General features: G+C 67.3%; 14 protein-coding genes. 10 read left to right on the top strand and 4 right to left on the bottom strand.

Features of this window, described 5'->3' with window-relative positions; genetic code table 11:
* Window positions 1–73: 73 nt before the first annotated feature.
* A complete protein-coding gene (locus tag PKE80_RS06935; protein ID WP_271181865.1) occupies window positions 74–2,581 on the bottom strand; it encodes a putative bifunctional diguanylate cyclase/phosphodiesterase in 2,508 nt (835 codons plus the stop codon).
* 167 nt (window positions 2,582–2,748) lie between these two features.
* Between PKE80_RS06935 and PKE80_RS06930 the strand changes: the two genes are divergently transcribed.
* The gene (locus PKE80_RS06930) at window positions 2,749–4,113 is read left to right on the top strand and encodes an FAD/NAD(P)-binding protein (protein WP_271181864.1); all 1,365 of its coding nucleotides are present in this window, start codon (window positions 2,749–2,751) and stop codon (window positions 4,111–4,113) included.
* Window positions 4,114–4,120: 7 nt separating this feature from the next.
* Here PKE80_RS06930 and PKE80_RS06925 read toward each other — a convergent pair whose 3' ends face one another.
* Window positions 4,121–4,786 (bottom strand): peroxiredoxin-like family protein, encoded by a 666-nt coding sequence (locus PKE80_RS06925; RefSeq protein WP_211149887.1) that lies wholly within the window; start codon window positions 4,784–4,786, stop codon window positions 4,121–4,123.
* A 104-nt stretch (window positions 4,787–4,890) separates the two neighbouring features.
* On the bottom strand, window positions 4,891–5,730 hold the full coding sequence (locus tag PKE80_RS06920; RefSeq protein ID WP_036523180.1) for a LysR substrate-binding domain-containing protein: 840 nt from the start codon (window positions 5,728–5,730) through the stop codon (window positions 4,891–4,893).
* 291 nt (window positions 5,731–6,021) lie between these two features.
* Here PKE80_RS06920 and PKE80_RS06915 point away from each other — a divergent pair, with 291 nt between their 5' ends.
* The 9 genes from PKE80_RS06915 to PKE80_RS06875 all read left to right on the top strand — a co-directional run bounded on the left by PKE80_RS06915 (window position 6,022) and on the right by PKE80_RS06875 (window position 16,816).
* Window positions 6,022–6,804, top strand: coding sequence for an ABC transporter permease (locus PKE80_RS06915; protein WP_271181863.1), 783 nt, complete (start codon window positions 6,022–6,024; stop codon window positions 6,802–6,804).
* Window positions 6,805–6,842: 38 nt separating this feature from the next.
* A complete protein-coding gene (locus PKE80_RS06910) occupies window positions 6,843–7,637 on the top strand; it encodes an ABC transporter ATP-binding protein (RefSeq protein WP_271181862.1) in 795 nt (264 codons plus the stop codon).
* Window positions 7,634–8,254, top strand: a complete 621-nt coding sequence (locus tag PKE80_RS06905) for a cysteine dioxygenase family protein (RefSeq protein ID WP_271181861.1) — start codon at window positions 7,634–7,636, stop codon at window positions 8,252–8,254. Before PKE80_RS06910 ends, PKE80_RS06905 begins: the two co-directional genes overlap by 4 nt.
* Window positions 8,251–9,477 (top strand): rhodanese-like domain-containing protein, encoded by a 1,227-nt coding sequence (locus PKE80_RS06900; RefSeq protein WP_271181860.1) that lies wholly within the window; start codon window positions 8,251–8,253, stop codon window positions 9,475–9,477. The genes PKE80_RS06905 and PKE80_RS06900 overlap by 4 nt, the downstream gene beginning before the upstream one ends.
* 22 nt (window positions 9,478–9,499) lie before the next feature.
* A complete protein-coding gene (locus PKE80_RS06895) occupies window positions 9,500–10,588 on the top strand; it encodes an LLM class flavin-dependent oxidoreductase (RefSeq protein ID WP_271181859.1) in 1,089 nt (362 codons plus the stop codon).
* A 287-nt stretch (window positions 10,589–10,875) separates the two neighbouring features.
* Window positions 10,876–12,210 (top strand): LLM class flavin-dependent oxidoreductase, encoded by a 1,335-nt coding sequence (locus tag PKE80_RS06890; protein WP_271181858.1) that lies wholly within the window; start codon window positions 10,876–10,878, stop codon window positions 12,208–12,210.
* 24 nt (window positions 12,211–12,234) lie between these two features.
* Complete coding sequence (locus PKE80_RS06885) at window positions 12,235–13,095, top strand: TauD/TfdA dioxygenase family protein (protein ID WP_271181857.1); 861 nt, start codon at window positions 12,235–12,237, stop codon at window positions 13,093–13,095.
* 3 nt (window positions 13,096–13,098) lie between these two features.
* Window positions 13,099–14,037: an ABC transporter substrate-binding protein gene (locus PKE80_RS06880; protein WP_271181856.1), complete on the top strand. Its 939-nt coding sequence runs from the start codon at window positions 13,099–13,101 to the stop codon at window positions 14,035–14,037.
* Window positions 14,038–14,266: 229 nt separating this feature from the next.
* Complete coding sequence (locus PKE80_RS06875) at window positions 14,267–16,816, top strand: TonB-dependent receptor plug domain-containing protein (protein WP_271181855.1); 2,550 nt, start codon at window positions 14,267–14,269, stop codon at window positions 16,814–16,816.
* Window positions 16,817–16,819: 3 nt separating this feature from the next.
* Here PKE80_RS06875 and PKE80_RS06870 read toward each other — a convergent pair whose 3' ends face one another.
* Window positions 16,820–17,707, bottom strand: coding sequence for a nucleotidyltransferase family protein (locus PKE80_RS06870; RefSeq protein WP_271181854.1), 888 nt, complete (start codon window positions 17,705–17,707; stop codon window positions 16,820–16,822).
* Window positions 17,708–17,772: the final 65 nt, after the last annotated feature.

Genomic DNA, 17,772 nt, shown 5'->3' with positions numbered 1-17,772 from the left:
GACGACCCTGCTTCGTCATTGCTTCGCTACGCTAGCAATGACGAACGGTGAGGCGCCTCAACTCGATCATGTCCTAGGCCGCGCAGGCCGATGCACCGGCCGGTGCGAAAGTCTCGATCGGGGCAGGGCGGGCGAAGAGGTAGCCCTGGCCGAGCTTGCAGCCCATCTCCGCCAGCTTGCGGCGTTGCTCTTCGGTCTCGACGCCCTCGGCCACGACCTGTTTGCCGAGGCCCTGGCCAAGCCCGATGATGGCGCGGATGATCGCCTCGCTCTGGCCGTCGTCCTCGAACAGGCCGAGAGTGAACGAGCGGTCGATCTTGAGCACGTCGAAGGGCAGGTGCTTGAGGTGGATCAGCGAGGCATAGCCGGTGCCGAAGTCGTCGAGCGCCACTGTCACGCCCGCCTCATGCAGCAGATCGAGCGCCTTGGCGGTCTCGTCCACCGAGCGGCCCAGCACGAAGTCCTCGGTCACTTCGATGCACAGGCGTTCGGGCGCGATGCCGTAGTCGCGTATCCGCGCCAGCAGGCGGGCGGCGGCGTAGGGGCTGTCCAGCTGCGCGGTGATGAGGTTGACCGAGAGCTTCGGGATCCGCTCGGGGTGGTCGCGCAAGGCTGCGAGGCCCATGTCCAGCACGTGCTGCTGGATCGCCAGGCCCAGCTTGCGCTCGTTCAGCATGTCGCCGAAGACCGCCGGGGTCATCAGCCCGTGGACCGGGTGCTGCCAGCGCAGGAGCGCTTCGTAGGAGCCGATCGTGCCGGTCTCGATATCGACGATCGGCTGGTAATGGAGCGAGAACTCGGCGCGCTCGATGCCCTGGCGCGCTTCCAGCCCGAACAGTTCGCGGCTGTCGAGCTGCTCGCGCAAGTGCGGGGCGTAGTCGAGCAGGCGTCGGCGGCCTTCTTGCTTGGCCTGATAGAGCGCGAGGTCGGCGTTCTTGGCGAGCACGTCGGGTTCGGCGGCATCCTGCGGGAAGCAGGCAAGGCCGATGCTGAGCGACAAGGCCCAGCTGCGGCCGCCGTGCGTCAGCGTCGCACCCTGCAGTTCGTCCAGCGCGCGGCGGATGCGCAGTTCCGCCACGGGGTCCCACGGCAGCAGGATCGCGAACTCGTCACCGCCTATGCGCGAGACGTGCGCGGCCGGACCACCTGCGGCCACGAGGCCCCGTCCGACCTTGCCGAGCAGCAGGTCGCCGCCGTCATGGCCGAGGCGGTCGTTGATGTGCTTGAGATGATCGACGTCGATCAGCAGCAACATGAAGGGGGAGCGTGCGGCATCCTCGCACATCGTGCGCAGCGCGGACTGGAAGGCGGCGCGGTTGCCGAGGCCGGTCAGGTAGTCGGTCTGGGCGGCGCGGCGGAAGGTCTCGCTCTCGACCTGGGCGACCTTGCGGGCCTGCTCGGCGGTGTCGCGCTCCTTGCCGAGCAGGCGGAAGCGGTCGGCGATGGCGAGCGACAGGGCGATCGATTCGAACGCGAGCGCGGCGAAAGTGGCCATATCGACCACGTCGTCCTGCACCGTGATCCCGAAATTGCGGCTTACGCGCAGCGCGAAGACCGAGAGCACCGGGGTCCACCCGGCAAGGTAGAACCACACGACACGGCTGCGTGCCCGCAGGGCGATGCCTATGCCGACGCCGACGCTGGCGGCGCTGAGGACGAAGACCACGTTGAGCCAGCGGTCCAGCACGACCGGCGCAGCGACGGGGACGAAGGCGGCGAGAACGCCGACCACCATGTTGAGGCAGGCGCAGATCTTCCCCCACCGCACCAGCCAGCGCGGCAGCACGCCTTCCTCGATGACGGCCAGGAAGAACATGTTCCCCGCCGCGATCAGTCCGGCGACGAGCAGATAGTCGGTCGTCACCGCGAACGGGCCGACATATTCGGGGAAGGCGAAGGCCAGCACGTTGGTCCAGGTCAAGCCGTAGGCGAGGACCAGCAGCGACCACACGAGATACCAGCGCTGGAAGACCAGTCGCTGGCCGGTGTAGATCAGCAGGTTGTAAGCGAACGCGGAGAAGATGGCGCCCGCGAACACACCCATCAGCGCCAGCCAGATGCCCTCGAGCCGCAGCAGGCTCTGCGGGCTCATCGCCGAAAGTTTGCGCATCAGCGAAAGGTCGTCGAGGTTGCGGTAGCCGATGTAGACATCGCGGACGCGGGCGCCCGGCGGATCGACGGCGAAGCGTAACATGCCCCCCAGCGCCCAGTGGTCGCCGACGGCGCCGGGCGCGATAGTGGCGGTGCGGGTGCGGCCTTGGGTATCGACCACCAGCATGGTCATGCGCTCGAACCGGCTCTGGTCGGTCATCAGGAGCCAGCCCGAAGGCAGGCCGGACAGCATGCGCGGATCGCGCAGCTTCAGCCATGCCCAGCCCTTGGCGTAGGCGGGATGGTCAGGCACGCGGGCGCAGTCGAAGTTCAGCCGCGCGACCGAGGCGGCAGTGGCCGGATAGTCCGCCGGCGCGGTGGCATAGCAGACGTCGGAGCGCATCCGGACGATCTCCGCTCGCGCGGAAGACGTCCAGAACAGCGCCGCCAGAAGCAGCCAAACGAAGACGAGATGCGACCTAACCGGCATGCCCCAACCTTGATCAGGGCCATACGTATAAACCGAAGGTCACTAGAAATGGTTAACGGCAGCGACCGACCGAAGCGATTCGGCGCAATCTATGAGGACAAAAAATACCCCGCGGCGGGCATTTCCTGTTAGCCAGCCTCATCAGCTTGCCGGGAACCTATCTTTTCATGATCAGTCACAATGCCGCCCGCGACCTGCCCATCGCGATCGTGGGAGGAGGGTTCAGCGGGACGCTGCTGGCGATCAACCTGCTGCGCTACGGCGTCAAGGTCGCCCTGATCGAGCGTAATTCCGCCCAGCTTGCCAAGGGCGTGGCGTTCGGTACGCGGCGGCCGGAGCATCTGCTCAACGTGCGCGCCTCCAACATGAGCGCGTTCCCCGACGATGCGAAGCACTTCGCCCGCTGGATGGATTTCGCCGACGCCGACGAGGCGAACCGCTTCGTGCCGCGCCTGACTTACGGGACCTACTTGCGTGAACTGCTGGTCGAGGCGCTGGCGAAGGCCGGTCCCGACGCGCAGGTCATCGACGGCGAGGCATGCTCGGTCGATTTCGGCGACGGCGCGGCACACGTGCGGCTGGCCGACGGCGACGTCGTCGATTGCCGCGCGGTGGTGCTGGCCCTGGGCAACTTCCCGCCCGCGCCGCATGGCGTGCTGGAGGGGCTGCCGGGGCACCTCTACAGTCCCGATCCATGGGATCGCTCGGCGATCGAGGGCCTCGCCGCGCTCGACCACGTCCTCGTGGTGGGCAGCGGGTTGACGGCAGCCGACGTGGTGCTGTCGCTGGAAAGCTCGGGGTTCGGCGGCAAGGTCACGGTGCTTTCGCGCCGGGGGCTCAAGCCGCTCGCCCACGCCGAGAGCGGGCCGGTGGTGGTTCCCATTTCCGACCCCGATCTGCGCGGCGCGGACCTCGTCCGGGCCGTCCGGCGCCGGGCGGAGGAGATCGGCTGGCGCGGCGCGGTGGATGCTCTGCGACCCCACACCCAGAACATCTGGCGCCGCCATTCGACCGCCGCGCAGGCCCGCTTTCTGCGGCATCTGCGGCCATATTGGGACATTCACCGCCACCGCCTCGCCCCCTCGGTCGCGCAGCGGCTGGAAGCGATGGAGAGCGCCGGGCGGCTGCAGTACGTGGCTGGCAAACTGTGCGGAGCCGACGAAGCCGGCGGGCAGGCGGTGGTGCACTATCGCCCGCGTGGTCAGGACGGCATCGAGGCGATCGCGGTGGACCGCGTGTTCAACTGCGCCGGGCCGGACGGCGACTTGCGCCGGGTGGAGGCGCCGGTCCTGACGCATCTGCTCGAGGCGGGACATATTCGCGGCGACGCCCACGGCCTTGGGGTGGACGTCGACCATCTCGGCCGGGTGCGCGATGCCGCTGGCATTGCGCAGGACCGCCTGCTCGCGGTCGGGCCGATCACCAAGGGGGAGGCCTGGGAGATCGTCGCCGTGCCCGATATCCGGCGTCAGGTGTGGGGCCTTGCCCGGTTCCTCGCCGACGAGCACTGGGTCGGCGGCGAGGGACTTTGAAGCAAGGTCAGGCGCCGGTGGTGACGGTCTGGCGAGCGGGCAGGGCGGCGAGGATCGTCTCGCTCTCGGTGCGGCTCAGCCAGTCGGGGCTGGCCTCGAAGAACAGCACCGTCGCGTCGGGCGCGAGGGCAAGGATGGCGGGCTGGTCGATCTCGTAGCTGCCTGTTCCCAGTGTCGCGCCGATCCAGGGCTGGCCGTGCGGGACGGCGGGTTGCTCGTCAGGCAGGAAGGTAATGCCAAGTTGGCGGCCGAGCGCATAACCGGGGTCCGAAGCCACGGTGAAGCCCAGGCCATGGCGCGCGATCAGGTCCCGGTCGACCGGGATCTGCGCGCTGACCGCGATCAGGCGAATGCCGCGGGCGCGCAGTTCGGGCAGCAGCGTCTCGTTGTACCACGGCAGCGCGATGTTGCAGGCGGGGCACCCACCGAAGCGGAAGAACACGAGCACCGCCGGGCCATCCGCAAGGATCGTGTCGCGCGTCAGTTCGCGCCCGTCCTGATCGATCAGCGTGAAGGGTTCGACGGTGTCGCCAGCCTTCGGTTGCGCGGACGGATCGTGCCGCTCGACGAGCACCCGGCGCTGCGCTGCATTGCGTTCCAGCTGCTCGGCGCTCCAGGTGCGCTCGCGTTCGGCCTGCAGCGCGGCGAAGCGGTCGTTCAGGGTTTCGGTCATCGGTAAGCCTCATCGTTGATCGCATCCAAAGCTATGGAAAGCCCGGCACCGCGACCAACGAGAAGCCTTGAGAGCCGCTTGAGATTATCGAATAAGCAGCGCCATCAGTTAGGAAGCCCGGCGACCACCTCGCGCGCCAGTGTGGCAAGCTGGTGGGTTGGCCCGTCGAGCCCCGGCGCGGTATGCAGCACACAGGAGACATGCGGCAGCGAGGGCAGGCCGACGTCTCCCAGCGGCGCGTCGCGCAGGAACATCCCGGTGCGGCAGGTAAGGCCGAGCCCCGCATCCACCGCCGCGCGCAAGGTGGTGAGATTGGGCGTCTCCACGGTTATGCGGAACGGGCGCCCGGCATCCTCCAGCGCGCGGATCGCCGCTTCCCGGAAGCGGCAGGGCGTCTCCAGAACGGCGAGGGGGATCGTCTCGTGCGCGGCCAGTTCCTCCTTGCCGAACCACGACATGGGCGCGGTGGTCACCGCATTGCCGTCATTCGGCGCGGCAAATCCCAGCACGATGTCGAGTTGCCGCCGCTCCAGCAGGTCGAGGAGTTCCGCCGTGCCCGCAACCCGCGAGTAAAGTTCGGCCTCCGGGTGCAAGTCCGCGAACTGGGCGAGGAGGCCGGTCAGGAGCAGTTCCGCGAAATCCTGTACCATACCGATCCGCGCCGGCCCGGCGAAATGCCCGGCGGTGACCGCCGCGACCGCTTCGTCATGCAGGGCGAGCACCTTGCGTGCATAGTCGAGCATCAGGTCGCCGTGCGCCGTCAGCGCAAGGCGGCGTCCCTCACGGTGAAACAGCGACTGTTGCAGCAGCTCTTCGAGTCGCTTGATCTGGAGGCTGAGCGCCGACTGGCTTACGAAAACCCGCTCCGAAGCATGAAGCATCGAGCCGGTATCGACGATCGCAACGAAGCTGCGCAGAAGGTTTGTCGGGAGATTCACGGGCATCGGCGGGCTTTCAAGATTCGTGTGATGGCCAGGATTCGTACGATGGCCTGCATGCATCCATGCGTTATGACTTATTCTCAATCAAAATAGTAGAGATTTAGGTAAGGCAAGCAATTCTGTCCCCATGCCCTTTTTCTGCTTTCGGCCCGGTTTTCCGCACGTCCGGGCGTCGGATGAGCGTTTCGAGGCGCCATTATGAGCGTTGCTGATAGGTCGGCACAACATTCTCCATTGAATTGGTAGACATTCAGGTGCCAGTTTCGGTTCATGACCACACGAGGCACTTCGTCCATGTCCCCATTCACCCGATTGGCCCGCTCGCTGGGTACTGCCCGCTGGCTCTCGCCGCTGTTGCTGCTGGCGGTGCTTGAGGCCGGTTCCCGGTCCGGCCTTATTCCCGAGCGGACCCTCGCGGCGCCTTCGCAGGTGCTGGCGACGCTCTGGGCGATGACGGCGTCGGGCGAACTGACCGACAACCTCGCCGTTTCCTTCCTGCGGATCATCGCGGGCCTGGCGATCGGCGTGACCACCGGGATTGTGCTGGCGCTCGTCGCCGGGCTGTCGCGGCAGGGCGAGGTCGCGGTCGATCCGCTCATGCAGATCAAGCGTACGATCCCGACGCTGGCGCTGACGCCGCTGTTCATCGTCTGGTTCGGTATCGGCGAGACGCCCAAGATTGCGCTGATCGCCTTCGCCTCGATCTTCCCGGTCTACCTCAACCTTTACGGCGGTATCCGCGGGATCGACGTGCGCCTGCTCGAAGGCGCGCGCAGCCTGGGCCTCAGCCGCGCAGCGCAGGTCTGGCATGTGATCCTGCCCGGCGCGCTGCCTGCGCTGCTGGTGGGCCTGCGTTATTCGCTCTCGGTCTCGGTGCTGGTGCTGGTCGTGGCGGAGCAGATCAACGCCACTGCGGGCCTCGGCTACCTCATCAACAACGCGCGTGACTTCATGCGCACGGACATCATCCTGGTGTGCCTGATGGTCTACGCCGTGCTGGGCCTTGCCGCCGACGGACTGGTCCGCGCGGTCGAGAGCCGCGCGCTCGTCTGGCGCCCCTCCATCGTTTCCCAATGAACCTGTTGCGTGAACCCGCTCCCCGAAAGGACCCTGCCGTGGATGCTCGCCTGAACCACTTTACCTCGCCCGCCGCGCCCGCCGTGACGTCCGAACCCGTCGTCAGTCTGCGCGATTTCACCCGCCGCTTTGGCGACAACACCATCATCTCGGGTCTGAACCTGCAGATCGCGGCGGGCGAGTTCGTCATCCTCCTCGGTCGTTCCGGCTCGGGCAAGACCACCCTGCTGCGCACGCTGGCCGGCCTCGATCCGGTAGAAGGGCAGGACGTGACCATCCCCGGTTCGCGCGCCGTGGTGTTCCAGGACGCCCGCCTGCTGCCGTGGAAGAAAGTGTGGCGCAACGTCGCCCTCGGCCTCAAGCGCGGTAATGCGCGCCAACTGGCGGAAGAGGCGCTGCAGGAAGTCGGCCTCGGCCACCGTCTCGAAGCCTGGCCGCTGACGCTTTCGGGCGGCGAAGCGCAGCGCGTTGCCCTTGCCCGTGCGCTGGTGCGTGAGCCGCAATTGCTGCTGCTCGACGAACCCTTCGCCGCACTCGACGCCCTGACCCGGCTCAGGATGCACGAACTGGTGTTGTCGCTGTGGCGTCGTCATCGCCCGGCGGTGCTGATGGTGACGCATGACGTCGACGAAGCCATCGCGCTCGCTGACCGCATTGTCCTGCTCGACGGCGGAAAAATCGTTGCACAGGAGCGAATTACCGCCGCGCGCGGCCCCGAGCGTGCGACCGTGGCGGCGCCGTTGCGCAAGCGCCTGCTCGATGCCTTGGGCGGTGTGGTCGAGGAACGGCCTGCCGGGGAGATCGTCGCGCTGCATGCCGGAGCGCGCCCGTGAACGCGTTCTCTCCGATTGCAACCGCCACGGACCTGTCGCCGCTGCGCCGGTTCGTGACGGACTTCGCCGCATTGCTTGAAGGCACAGACGACCTCGACCTGATTCTGAACGATGGCGGCGCCTTGCTGGCCCGGCTGGTCGAGCAGGGCGGCTGGCTGCCGGACGAATATGCCGAGCCGCATCCCGAACGTTACCAGCAATATCTCCTCCACTGTGACAGCGCCGAGCGTTTCAGCGTCGTGTCCTTCGTCTGGGGGCCTGGGCAGGCGACACCGATCCACGACCACCGCGTCTGGGGCCTCGTAGGGGTACTTAACGGTACCGAGAGGGTACAGAGCTTCCTTCACCGCGACTTCGACGGCGCCTTGGTGCAGCACGGCGCGACCCGCACGCTCCATCCCGGCGAAGTCGAGGCGATCGACCCGCGCGAGGGGGATATCCACCGCGTCGAGAACGGCCATGCCGATCGCACCTCGATCTCGATCCACGTCTACGGCGCCAACATCGGCGCGGTCGAACGCGCCACCTACCGCGCCAGCGGCGAGGAGCGACCGTTCATCTCCGGCTACGCCAACACCACGCTTCCCAATCTCTGGGATCTTTCGAGGAAAGCATGACCGTCACCCCCTATCAGGTCCGCAACGCGCTTCTGGCCCGCAGCGAAATCGCGCTGATCGACGTGCGCGACGAGCATCCCTTCGCCGCTGGCCACCCGCTGTTCGCCGCCCAGATTCCGGCCGCGCGCATCGCCGCCGAAGCGGCATGGCGCATTCCGCGCAAGGACGCGCCGGTCGTCGTCTACGATGACGGCGAGGGCCTTGCCGCCGCTGCGGCCGGGGAACTGCGCGGGCTCGGGTTCACGAACGTCGATCTGCTCGACGGTGGCCTGCAGGGCTGGCGCGACGCGGGCTACGAGCTGTTCGAGGACGTCAATTCCTACTCCAAGGCCTTCGGCGAACTTGTCGAGCACCGGCGCGGCACGCCCTCGCTTCCGGCCGAGGACGTGCAGGCGCTGATCGACGAGAAGGCCGACATCGCCATCCTCGACGCGCGCCGTTTCGACGAATACGCGACGATGAGCATCCCCGGCGGCCGCAGCGTGCCGGGCGCCGAACTCGTGCTGCGCGCTCCCGTCGCCGCGCCCGATCCGGACACCACGATCATCGTCAACTGCGCGGGCCGCACCCGCAGCCTGATCGGCGCGCAGTCGCTCATCAATGCGGGGCTGCCCAATCGCGTCTTCGCGCTGCGCAACGGCACCATCGGCTGGACCCTCGCAGGGCAGCAGCTGGAGCACGGACGACAGGAGAGTGTCGAAGTCGGCGGCGACGTGGATGAAGCCCGCGCCCGCGCCCGCGAAGTCGCCTACCGTGCCGGTGTGCGCCGGATCGACGCCGCGCAGCTTGCCGCGATCGAGGCCGAGACGCACCGCACCCTCTACCGCTTCGACGTGCGCCAGCCGGACGTCTACGCCGCCGGGCACCTTCCGGGCTTCCGCAATGCCCCCGGCGGCCAGCTGGTGCAGGAGACCGACCACTTCGCCCCCGTGCGCGGCGCGCGCATCGTCCTTGCCGACGACCTTGGCCCGCGCGCGGACATGACCGCGTCGTGGCTCGCGCAGCTGGGCTGGGAAGTGCTGGTGCTGGAAGCGGACTTCGCCGGTGAACTCGAAACCGGTCCCGATGGCGCGCCTGCGCCGCGCGGACCCGAGGGCCGCTACAAGCGCCCTTACGAGGGCACCGACAATCCCAAGGCGGCCATGCAGGCTTACCTCGATTGGGAATATGGCCTTGTCGCGCAGCTTCAGCGCGACGGCACCCACGGCTTCTTCGTCATCTGAAATCATACCGGAGTTCACGGCAATGACCGTCAAGTTCATCGGCTACATCGGCTTCAACGACACGTCCGAGATCCACGGCGCGGTGCGCACCCGCGTTCTCGATCGCGAATACGTGGACGCCGCCGCGCGCGAGCAGGAGAAGGGTGGTTTCGACCGCGTGTTGATCCCGTTCGGCTCGGCCTCGCCCGAAAGCCAGATCGTCGCGGCCCATGCGGCGGCGATCACCAGCAAGCTCGGCTTCCTTGTCGCGCACCGTCCGGGCTTCACGCAGCCGACGCTGGCGGCGCGCCAGCTGGCGACGCTCGATCAGCTTTCCGGCGGGCGCGTCGCGGTGCACATCATCACCGGCGGCGCCGATGAGGAAATGGCGCGCGACGGCGATGTCGGCACCACCAAGGCCGAACGCTACGCCCGCACCGACGAATACCTCGATATCCTGCAACGCGAATGGAATTCGGCGCAGCCGTTCGACCATTCGGGCCGCTTCTACCAGGCGCGCGGCGCCTTCGCGGCGATCAAGCCGGACAACCTGCCGGTGTTCTTCGGCGGCTCCTCGCCCGAGGCGATCGAAGTCGCGGGCCGTCATGCCGACGTCTACGCCCTCTGGGGCGAGACACTGGAGCAGGTCGGCGAGGCGGTGCGCACCGTGCGCCACGCTGCCGCGCAGCATAACCGCAATCCAGGCTTCTCGCTCTCGCTGCGCCCGGTGATCGCCGATACCGAGGAAGCCGCCTGGAAGAAGGCCGACGCCATCGCCGAGCAGGTGCGCGCCAACCGCGAGGCGGCGGGTCTGCCGACGTCTGGCCACCGTCCGCCCAATGCAGGTTCACTGCGCCTGCTGGAAACCGCCGCTTCGGGGCGCCGCGACTCGCGCCTGTGGACGGGCGTTGCCGCGCTGACCGGCGCTGCGGGCAATTCCACCGGCCTCGTCGGCACGCCCGAGCAGGTCGCCGAGGCGCTGCTGGAATACTACGACATCGGCATCGACCACTTCCTGATCCGCGGCTTCGAGCCGCTGGCAGACGCGATCGACTATGGCCGCGAACTGATCCCGCTGGTGCGCGAGAAGGTGGCAGAGCGCGATGAGCGCAAGGTCGCGCTGGCGGGGTGATCGGCAACTGACCTCCCGCCCCGTTCCCGTCACCCTGAACTTGTTTCAGGGTCCATCGGGCAGCCGGTGCCGGAGGGTCGGTTCGCCAACGGCGCCCTCGGTTCAATGAGCCACAGCACCGGGCCGGCGGCGAAATGGACCCTGAAACAAGTTCAGGGTGACGACTAGTATTGGGCAAAATGAGCCTCCCGAACCCATTGGCACAACTCACTTTCACATCAGCCAATCGCGTTGGTCCGTCCCGCTCCCGCCGCATAGCCTGACCTCACGACATAGGAGGAATTGACATGGCAGACAGACAGCTCAAGCTCGGCTTCATCCTGCACGGCGTCGGCCCCGGCTGGGACGACTGGCGCCACCCCGACGCGCAAGTGGACGCCAGCACCAGCCTGCCGTTCTACGTGCGGCAGGCGCAGGCGGCGGAGCGCGGCAAGTTCGACTACCTGTTCGTGGCGGACAGCGTCTCGATCAACGCGCGCTCCTCGCCGCACTACCTCAACCGCTTCGAGCCGCTGACGATCCTCTCCGCCGTCGCGGCGGTGACCGACAGGATCGGCCTCGTCGCCACCTCCACCGTCAGCTACAACGAGCCGTTCAATCTGGCGCGCCAGTTTGCCTCGCTCGATCACCTGAGCGGCGGGCGAGCGGGGTGGAACGTCGTCACATCGTGGCTGGCCGGCAGCGCCGACAACTACGGCAAGGCCGAGCACCTCGGCCATGCCGAGCGCTACCGGCTCGCCGACGAATACCTCGATGTCGTCAAGGGCCTGTGGGACAGCTGGGAAGACGACGCGCTGGTGCGCGACAAGGCCAGCGGCCAGTTCCTCGACGCCGACAAGCTGCACGAACTGGGCCACAAGGGCGAGTTCCTGTCGGTGAAGGGGCCGCTCAACATCTCGCGCTCGCCGCAGGGTCAGCCGGTGATCTTCCAGGCGGGCTCGTCCGAGGACGGCCGCACGTTCGCCGCGCGCCATGCCGAGGCGATCTTCACCCATCAGGAGGACCTTGCCGAAGGTCAGGCGTTCTACGCGGACCTCAAAGCGCGGGCGCGCGGTTTCGGGCGCGATCCGGAAAAGCTGTTCATCCTGCCCGGCGCGCGTCCGGTGGTCGGCTCGACCGAGGAAGAGGCCGAGCGCCTGCACGGCGAACTGGCGGGCCTCGTCAGTCTGGAGAACGCGCTGCGGGCACTGGGCCGCTCGTTCAACGACCACAACTTCAGCCAGTACGATCCCGATGGCGCTTTCCCCGCGCATGTCGCCGAGGAAGGCCGCAAGAGTAACCAGAGCGCCTCTGAAAAGGTGCTTGCCGCCGCCGCGCAGGGCCTGACGCTCGGCCAGATCGCGCTTCGGGTGGCAACGCCCAAGGGCGGCTTCGTGGGCACCCCCGAGCAACTCGCCGACCGCTTCCAGCTGTGGCTGGAGAAGCGAGGCTCGGACGGGTTCAACTTGTTCGAATCGCTGCCCGGCCAGCTGGAGGTCTTCGTCGATCAGGTCGTGCCGATCCTGCAGAAGCGCGGGATCTACAAGCAGGACTATGCCGGCAAGACCTTCCGCGAGAACCTGGGCCTCGACGTGCCCGTCAACCGCAATACCGCCGCGCGCCTGACCCGCTCGGCCGCCTGAAACGAGAAGAGAGGAGACAAGACAATGGCTACTTCCGCTTCCACGTTCGATACCGCCAACGCGGGCCTCGTCATCCGTCCCGTGCAGCCGACGATCGGCGCCGAGATCGAGGGCATCGACTTGTCCAAACCCCTGACCGACGAATTGCGCGCGGCGATCCGCGCTGCGGTGCTCAAGTGGAAGGTCGTGTTCTTCCGCGACCAGTCCATCGATGACGCGCAGCAGGCGGCCTTCGCGGCGAACTTCGGCCCGCTCTACACGCATCCGACCACCCGGCACGACGCGGCGAACAAGGAAGTCCACGCGATCGCCGCGAAGCATGACCGCGAGTACGAGAAGAAGCTGGGTTACAAGGTCAAGCCGGGCGAGGCCTATCACTCCGACACAAGCTGGCGTCTGGTCCCGACCTGGGGCGCGGTGCTGCGCGACGTGAACCTGCCCGAAGTGGGCGGCGACACGATCTGGGTGGACGCCGCGCTTGCCTATGAGACGCTGCCCGAGGAGCTGAAGCAGCGCCTCGAAGGCAAGCATGTGACGCACAACTTCGTGCCCGCGCTGGAACTTTCAGGCCACGAATACCCGATCGTCGCGCACAAGATCGTGCGCATCCACCGCGAGACGGGGCAGAAGATCTTGTGGGTCAACTTCTCGCAGCAGCCGCAGATCCTGGGCATCGAACTGTCCGAGAGCCGCGAATTGCTGGAAGAAGTGCTGCGCCAGTACAAGCGGCCCGACGCGCAGGCGCGTTTCTCGTGGCGGCCCGGCACCGTGGCGTTCTGGGACAACCGTGCCAGCGTGCACTTCGCGGTGCGCAACTACGGCGACTTCCCGCGCGAACTGCACCGTATCCTGATCGCCGACGAACCTTTGTGGACGGATCTCTGATTGATGCTCGACAGACGTAACCTGCTTGCAGGACTGACCACCAGCCTCGCTCTGGCCGCATGCGGCCGGGGCGGGGCTTCCGACACCGGACTGCTGCGCGTGGGCAGCCAGAAGGGCGGCACCAAAGCGCTGATGCTGGCGTCGGGCGCGCTCGACGGGGCGCCTTACAAGATCGAGTGGTCGGAATTCCCGGCCGCGCAGAACCTGCTCGAAGCGCTCGGCAGCGGGGCGGTGGACGTGGGGCTGGTGGGCGATGCGCCGTTCCAGTTCGCCTATCAGGCGGGCAGTCCGATCAAGGCGATCGGCGCACAGACCACGCAGGAACGCACCGAGGGCGCGCTGGCGCTGATCGTGCCCAAGGCCTCGACCATCCACGGCCCCAAGGACCTCAAGGGCAAGCGCATCGCCACCGGGCGCGGCAGTGTCGGGCATTATCTGGTGCTGCGGGCTATGGCGGCGGCGGGCCTTGGCGCGAAGGACGTGACGATCACCTTCCTCTCCCCCAGCGACGCGCGCGCCGCGCTGCAGACCGGCGCGGTGGACGGTTGGTCGACCTGGCAGCCCTACGTCGCGGCGGCTCTCGCGGAGGGCAACCGCATCGCCGTCGACGGGCGCGGCTTCTCGCAAGGGTACGGCTTCGACATCGCGCCCGAAAGCGCGATCAAGACCAAGCGCCCGCTGCTCGACGACTTCCTCAAGCGCGAGGGCAAGGCGCTGCAGTGGGCCAGCACCCACATCGATGAATTCGCCAAGGTCCTCGCCGCCGAGACGGGTTTGCCCCTGCCGATCGCGAAGGAATTCGCGGGGCGCGGTGCCCGTCTGCCGGTGCCGATCGATCAGGGCGTGATCGACAAGCAGCAGCTGGTGCTCGATACCTTCCGCCAGTTCGGAGAGGTCAAGGGCGAGCGTTCGCTGGCGGCTGCCTTCGCGCCGGTGGGCTGAACACTTTCGTCATTGCGAGCGCAGCGAAGCAATCCAGGGCAGCGCTACGCCGCCCTGGATTGCTTCGCTGGGCTCGCAATGACGAAGGGTAGGCGGCTTGGGCATTTCGGAACGCGGGCTCTGCTGTATCAAGAAAAACTTGAGAACGGATAAGAGATCGCAATTTCTACTAAATCAGTAGACATGTCATGAAGCTCCGGACAGACCACAAGTTCAGGGGCCATTCCAGGTGAAAATTCTCAAGTCCGCCGCGCTTGCCGCCAGCGTATCGTTCGTTCCTTTCGGCGTGGCGCATGCTGACGAGGCGCCCTCCGTGGCGATCCCGGTGGCGACTGCGGATGCCGCCGCGGAAGCTGCCGACGCCGCCGAGGGCAGCGCCATCATCGTTACCGGCGCGCGCGGGCATAGTCAGCGCTCGGTCGCCGACAGCCCGGTTCCCGTCGATGTCATCGGCCCGGCGGAGTTGAAGTCCACCGGCCGCACCGGCCTCAAGGAAATCCTCGGCAATATCATCCCCTCGCTGACGATGCCGGCGCTCGGTGGTGGCGGTACGTCCGCGAGCGTCCGTCCGATCGCGATCCGGGGGCTCTCGGGCGACTATGTGCTCGTCCTCGTCAACGGCAAGCGGCGTCACACGACCTCGCTGATCAACAACCTTTCGCGCGTGTCGGGCGGCTCCACGCCGGTGGACATCGACCTCATCCCGACCAGCGCCGTCGGCCGTATCGAGGTCCTGCGTGACGGCGCTGCGGCGCAGTACGGCTCGGACGCGATTTCCGGCGTCATCAACATCATTCTAGACAATACGAAGCAGGGCGGCGACCTCTCGCTCACCGGCGGGCAGCAGTACGAGGGCGGCGGCGATCTCTACCAGGTCGCGGGTTCCTACGGCGCAGGGATCGGCGACGGTGGCTTCGTGCGGATCGCGGCGGAGGCCAAGTATCACGACCGTGCCAAGTCCGTCGCCGAGGCAATCCCCTACGTCTACCCGCTCGTGAACGGCCAGCCCGACCCGCGCGAGGCCGATGCCGATCACGTCATCGCCGGCGGTTACGGGCGTTCGAACCGGGACAAGATCGTCAACACCAGCTACAACGCCGAACTGCCGCTGGGTGATGACACGACGCTCTATTCGTTCTCGACGCTGAGCTATCGCAACATCAAGGACGCGCGCGGCGCATACGTGGCGTCGCCGACGGGCTACGGCGGGCAGGCGAATGCGCAGGGCTCGTCAGTGCTGCCGGACCTTTATCCGGCGGGCTTCCAGGCCTATCGGCGCATCTGGGAGTGGGACTGGCAGGCGGCTCTCGGCCTGCGCACGCAGCTGGCGGGCTGGGCGGTCGACCTGTCCACCAGCTACGGCCGTGATGCGGTGAAGCTGGGGGCGGAGAACACGCTTAACCCCTCGCTCGGGCCGGACAGCAAGGCCGACTTCTTCATGGGCCGCCAGAAGCAGGACCTGTGGGTCAACAACATCGACGTCAGCCGCGAGTTCGAGGTCGGTTTCGCCAAGCCGCTCAACGTCGCCTTCGGCGTCGAGCACCGCTGGGAGCGCTTCCAGAACGTCGCGGGCGAGCCCGACAGCTACCGCGACGGCGGCTACGTGATCCCCGACGATGGCTCCGCGTTCGGAGACCTCTATGCGGGCCGCTCGCCGTCGCCGGGCCTCGTCTCGTTTACCGGAACCTCGCCCGCCGACGCGACGAGCCTTTCGCGCAACAATCTCGCCGCCTATCTCGATCTTGCGACTGACGTGACGCCGGGCTGGTTCGTGGGTCTCGCCGGGCGGTTCGAGCACTATTCGGACAGTGCGGGCAACACCTTCAGCGCCAAGGCCAGCACCCGTATCGAACTGGCGCCGGGGCTGGCGGTGCGCGGCGGCGTCAACACCGGCTTCCGCGCGCCGTCGCTGGCGCAGACCGGGTTCTCGACCACGCAGAACACCGTGACCGTGATCGGCGATGAGCGTGTCTCGACCACCTCCAAGTTCCTTCCGGTCAACTCCGTCGCGGCACAGGCGCTGGGTGCCAAGCCGCTCAAGCCGGAGAAGTCGCTGAACTTCACCGCCGGCCTGACTTACGAGAACGGCCCGCTGCGCCTGACGGTGGACGCCTACCAGATCCGCATCGACGACCGCATCGTGAAGACCGAGTTCCTTGGGACCGCCTCCAACGGCGGCTCGGCGGTGAAGGCGATTCTCGAGGCGAACGGCGTGGACGATGTCGACAGCGCACAGTTCTTCACCAATGCGATCGATACGCGCACGCGCGGCATCGACGTGGTGGGCGAGTATACGCTGGACACGGCCGCGCTCGGCACGTTTCGCCTGAGTGCCGCCTACAGCTACAATCGCACGAAGATCCTGCACGTCATCGACAATCCGGCTGAGCTGAGCAGCCTCAACGTCACGCTGTTCGGGCGGCAGGCGCAGCGCGACCTTGTCGTGGCACTGCCGCGCAGCAAGGTGGTGCTGACGAGCAACTGGTCGTCCGGCCCGGTCAAGGCGCTGCTGCGCGCGACGCGCTTCGGGCAGTACACCGAGTCCAGCAACGTCGCCGCATCGGACCGGACATTTGGGGCGAAGTGGGTGACCGATGCGGAGGTCGGCTACCAGTTCACCGAGGCGCTCGACCTGGCGGTAGGCGCGAACAACCTGTTCAACGTGCGCCCCGACAAGAACGGCGCGATCGCCTGGGATGGTTCGGGGCAATACGGCGGCTTTGCGCCCTTTGGCCTCAACGGCGGGTTCTGGTATGCGCGGATCGGCCTGAAATTCTGACTATCAACCCAACGCACGATACAGCCGGTCCGGACCCGAAGGGGTGCGGGCCGGCTCGCCGCGCAGGGAAAGCAGGGCCTCGGCTGCGGCGTGGGTGTGATCGTCATCCACGTCGAGCGCCTGCGAGCCGTCGAGCATCACCACCGGCTTCAGGCGCTGCCCGATGCGGCGCGAAACGCGCTCGGTCGCATCGCTCAGGCTGCTGGCGCGCAGGCGCAGCATGATCAGGTTGACGAAGCCGAACGCCCGCAGCACGCCGAGCGCATTGCCCGCGAAACGCCCGCCGCCGCGGAACACTTCCACCGCTCGCAACGCTTCGGGATCGGCGGCGGCGTAGAGGTTGCAGCTGGCATAGGCGCCGTCCGCGAACTCGAGGAACGGGTGCGCATGCTGCGGATGAGCGGCGAGAACCGCGTCACGCGGTGCCATGGCGAAGGCGGCTTCGGAAGAATCGAGCGCCGCGATCATCGCATCGATGGAAGCAGGCGTCAGAAGAGCATGGTCGGCCGTCGTCACCAGCAGCGGACCGTCCCAGCCCTGCGCCGCCGCCAGCACGCTGTCGACGAGGTTCTCCCGCGCCTCGACCAGCTTGGCGATGCCCCGGCCGGGTAGCTGGGAGAGAACGTCGAACAGTCCCTCGAACGCCTCGCGCTCGACGGATATGGCCAGGCTTTCGACTGCCGGGTGGATGGCGGCAGTCTGCAGCACGTGCGCGACCAGGGGGCGACCATCCAGCGGCACGAGGCACTTGTGGCTCATCCCGAAGCGACGGGCCAGAGCGTCCGTCTCGCGCGGGTGTCGACCGGCGAGCACGATCATGCGCACCGGCGGTCCGGCGTATTTCTGCCCTGCCACATGAGCGGCGGACGCGGCGTGCGTCAGAGTATCCATGGCCGGCCCTTATCGATGAGCGATGTGACGTCTCGGTGAACTTCGCCGTTGAAAGCCCGTGAATT

Origin of the sequence: Novosphingobium resinovorum (assembly GCF_027922145.1) — a bacterium.
In the GTDB taxonomy this organism is placed as follows: Bacteria; Pseudomonadota; Alphaproteobacteria; order Sphingomonadales; family Sphingomonadaceae; genus Novosphingobium; species Novosphingobium resinovorum.
Note: the sequence above shows the minus strand (reverse complement) of the source record. Positions and strands in the feature narration are given on the sequence as shown.